The organism is Nocardia sp. NPDC060220 (assembly GCF_042727815.1).
GTDB lineage: Bacteria > Actinomycetota > Actinomycetes > Mycobacteriales > Mycobacteriaceae > Nocardia.
Genome location: NZ_JBHWZY010000676.1, coordinates 1 through 3,836 on the forward strand (window position 1 = coordinate 1; position 3,836 = coordinate 3,836).

Consider the following 3,836-nt stretch of genomic DNA (forward strand, 5'->3'; position numbering starts at 1 on the left):
CCATCGAGCCGTTCCTGACCGTTTCGGGGCGGCCGGTGTCGAACCCCTTGAAGGATGTACGGACGATATCCCGCCAGATGGTGGTGCATTTCATCGAGAATGTCGTGCCGTGCGGCACGCTGCCCGGCGAAGCACTCGACGGAGACGTCACCACGGTGACCCGCGTCTGTCTCGAGCTGACCAGGAGCATGCTCGACGGCCGCGATATCCCGGGACGGGTCGAGCGAGTACAGGCCGCCGCCGCCGATTGGGCGCGCGAGGGAATCCCGATCGACACCATTCACGACGCCGTGCACGAGGGCTTCAAACTGGGCTTCGATCTCGTCATCACCAACGTCACCAATCATGACTACGACACCGTGGTCGGGGTGGCTCGGCGGCTGATGGACGCCCAGAAGATGATCACCTCGGCGGTCTCGGTGGCCTACGTCCGCGAATTGCGATCGGTGGACAGTGAGCACCACACCGCGGTGCACACCCTCACGTCGGCGCTGCTCGGCGGCCAGAACACGTCGACGATGGCGCGTGAATGTGGCATCGAGGTCGCCGATCGCTATCACGTGATGGCGCTCGAACTCCCGCCGCACGCAGAGGAATTCGATCCCACTCTGGACGCGAAAGTCGTCGCGCGACGGAAATTGCGCCGCGTGCAGGCAGAACTGGCGGACCGCTGTGACGGGAAGGTGCTGTCGCTGTTGAGCGTGGACGGCGGCACGCTACTGCTGCCCGCGCACGAATTCACCCAGGTGGAATTGGATGAGCTGATCGTGCACCTGTCCGCCGCGGCGCAGGTGCCGGTGCGTGCGGTGGCGACGTCGGCGACGCCGTCCGAAATCCCGCACGCCGCCGAGCAAGTCCATGAACTCGTCGAAATCGTGCATCGGTTCGGTGGTCCGAGCAAGGTATATCGCCCGCACGAATTGGCCTTCGAATATCAGCTGACCCGGCCGGGCCCCGCGCGCGATTATCTGAGTTCCATCGTCGATTCCCTCGAAGCGCATCCGGAACTACTACGCACGCTCGAGGTGTACATGTCCACGAATATGCAGCGGTCACGGACCGCGCGCATGATGTTCATCCACACGAACACCGTCGACTACCGATTGAAAAGGATCGGCCAGATGACCGGGTTCGACCTCAACGACGTGTCCGGTCTGTGTCATCTGCGCGCCGCTCTGTTGATCCGGGCCCACCGCGGGTCCGGATCAACAGAGCTCTATCGGCCCCCGAGCGAAACCAGTTCGCGCGCGGGCTGATCACATGGGGTAGAGCGGGTGCTTACGCGGGTTGAACTCCGGCTTGACCGGCGGCTTGTCGCGCAGCAGGCGCAGTGCGTGCCGGATCTCGAGGCGGGTGCGTGAGGGCTCGATCACCGCGTCGATGTAGCCGCGCTCGGCGGCGACCCACGGGGTGGCGATGGTCTCGTTGTACTGGTTGATCATGAAATCGCGCGCCGCGGCGCGGTGTTCCTCGGGGACAGCGGCCAATTGGCGTTTGGCGGCGAGGTCGACCGCACTTTCGGCGCCGATCACGGCGATCCGGGCGGTCGGCCAGGCGAAGCTGACGTCGGCACCGACCTGACGGCAGCCCATCATTCCGTAGGCGCCGCCATAGGACTTGCGCACCACCAGGCTGATGATCGGGACTGTCGCCTCGATGATCGCGCGCGGCATCCGGCCGCCCCGGATGATCACGCCCGCGTCTTCCTGATCGAGGCCGGGCAGCACGCCGGGGGTGTCGGTGACGAAGATCAGCGGGATGTTGAAGGCGTTGCACAGCCGGATGAAGTAGGTCCCCTTGTCGGAGCACGCGGCGTCGACGGACCCGCCGAGGACCAGCGGCTGATTGGCGATCACACCGACCGGATAGCCGTCGACCCTGGCGAACCCGGTGATCAGGTTCGGGGCGAAAGCCGCCCGGATCTCATGGAATTCACCATCGTCGAACAGGCGCAACAGGACGTCGTGCATGTCGTAACCCGCACGATCGGAATCCGGGATGATCGTCTCGAGTTCAAGGTCGTAGGCGGTGATGTCGGGTTCCAGGCCGGGATTGACGACCGGCGGCTGTTCGAGGCAGCTCGACGGCATATAGCTGAGATAGTTGCGGGCCCAGTCGAAGGCTTCCTGCTCGTTGTCCGCGACGTGATGCAGGGTGCCACGTTTGGCCTGCACCTCCGCGCCGCCGAGCGCCTCGGCGCTGATGTCCTCACCGTTGACGGCCTTGATCACGTCAGGCCCGGTGACGAACATGTAGGTATCCTTCGTGCCGACGAGCACGTCGGTATTGATCGGTCCGTAGACCGAGCCCGCCGCGCATTTGCCGAGCATGATCGACACCTGCGGCACATAGCCCGACAGCTTCTCCAGAACCCGGGTCATATCGCCGAACGAGGCGAGTGAACCGGCCGCGTCCTGCACCCGCGCGCCGGGGGATTCGTTGATCGTCACCACCGGGCAACCGTTGTCGAACGCGAGTTTGAGCGCCTGCATGAACTTGCGCGCCGCCGTGATACCGACCGACCCGCCGTACACGGTCGGATCATGAGCGATCACGATCACTGTCCGGCCATGGATCAGCCCACGACCGGTCACCAGTCCGTCGCCGTAGAGGGCATCGGGCTGTCCGGGCTGACGTGCCAACGCTCCGATTTCGATGAATGTCCCAGGGTCGAGCAGCATGTTCATCCGCTCGCGAACGCTCGGAACGCCCTTCTTCGCTCGCTTCGCTACGGCGGCCTCACCTGCAGGTTCCGCGGCGATCGCCAGAATCTCGGCCAGCCCGTCGAGCTTCGCCTTGGTACTTACCACGCTTACTGCCACCTTCCAACCAACTCAAATGCTGTGCGCGACGGTAGTCGAATCACGGTGTGGCAGCGCGATAAGCGGGGGAGGCGGGAGAGGTCACAAAGTCTCGGCCGGCGATCTCATCGCATTCTCTACACCGAGCTCAGCGGTCCTCGTGGGTGGACGCGGTGACCGGCCAGATCGGCAGGCGAAGGGCGGCGGTGGCGGTGGCGGGCACGACGGGGTCGTTCGGTGCCACCGCGGCGATCCGCTGGTAGGGATCGCCGGGTGCGGGGCGTGGATCCGGTTCGCCCTTGTTGGGCCACAGCGCGGCCGCGCGTTCGGCCTGGGCGGCGATCGTCAGTGACGGATTGACACCGAGGTTGGCCGAGATCGCCGAACCGTCGACGACGCTGAGACCGGGGTAGCCGTGGACCCGGTGATAGGGGTCGATGACGCCGTCGCTCGCATCGGTACCGATCACGCAACCGCCGATGAAGTGCGCGGTCATCGGGACGTTGAACACATCGGGCCAGGTACTGCCCGGTGTGGCACCGAGTTTCGCGGCGACGTGCCGGGTCGCCTCGTGCCCGGGCGGGATCCACGACGGGTTGGGTTCGCCGAAACCCTGCTTGCTGGTGAACCGGCGGCCGAACACCCCGCGCCGGGTGTAGGTGGTGATCGAATTGTCCAGGCTCTGCATCACCAGCAGGACCAGCGTGCGCTCGCTCCACCGGTTGGTGCGCAGCAGTCGCACGGTCTGCACCGGGTGTCGCCCGGCGATGAGCAGCACCCGCGACCATCGCGGCAGGCGCTGATCGCCGTCGACCAGATAGGTGTTGAGCAATCCCATGGCGTTGGATCCCTTGCCGTAGCGCACGGGTTCGACGTGGGTGTTCGGCGTGGGGTGGAACGAGGACGTGATCGCCACGCCCTTGGTGATGTCGACGGCGGGGTCGACCTCGGTGCGTCCGGCGCCGAGGATGGCTTCGGAGTTGGTGCGCGTGAGCACACCCAGTCGCGGTGAGATCCCGGGAAGCACCGCGGTGT

At 65.5% G+C, this 3,836-nt stretch carries 3 protein-coding genes; 1 reads left to right on the forward strand and 2 read right to left on the reverse strand.

The features are described 5' to 3' along the window. Nucleotides 1–2 precede the first annotated feature (2 nt). Nucleotides 3–1,256, forward strand: coding sequence for a PucR family transcriptional regulator (locus tag ACFWF3_RS27515; RefSeq protein ID WP_379316302.1), 1,254 nt, complete (start codon nucleotides 3–5; stop codon nucleotides 1,254–1,256). Here ACFWF3_RS27515 and ACFWF3_RS27520 read toward each other — a convergent pair whose 3' ends face one another. Both ACFWF3_RS27520 and ACFWF3_RS27525 read right to left on the reverse strand, forming a co-directional pair. Beyond that, nucleotides 1,257–2,810 (reverse strand): acyl-CoA carboxylase subunit beta, encoded by a 1,554-nt coding sequence (locus ACFWF3_RS27520; RefSeq protein ID WP_378630165.1) that lies wholly within the window; start codon nucleotides 2,808–2,810, stop codon nucleotides 1,257–1,259. 139 nt (nucleotides 2,811–2,949) lie between these two features. Then, nucleotides 2,950–3,836, reverse strand: an 887-nt coding sequence (locus tag ACFWF3_RS27525) for a GMC oxidoreductase (RefSeq protein ID WP_379316304.1), incomplete at its 5' end; no start/stop codon positions are given.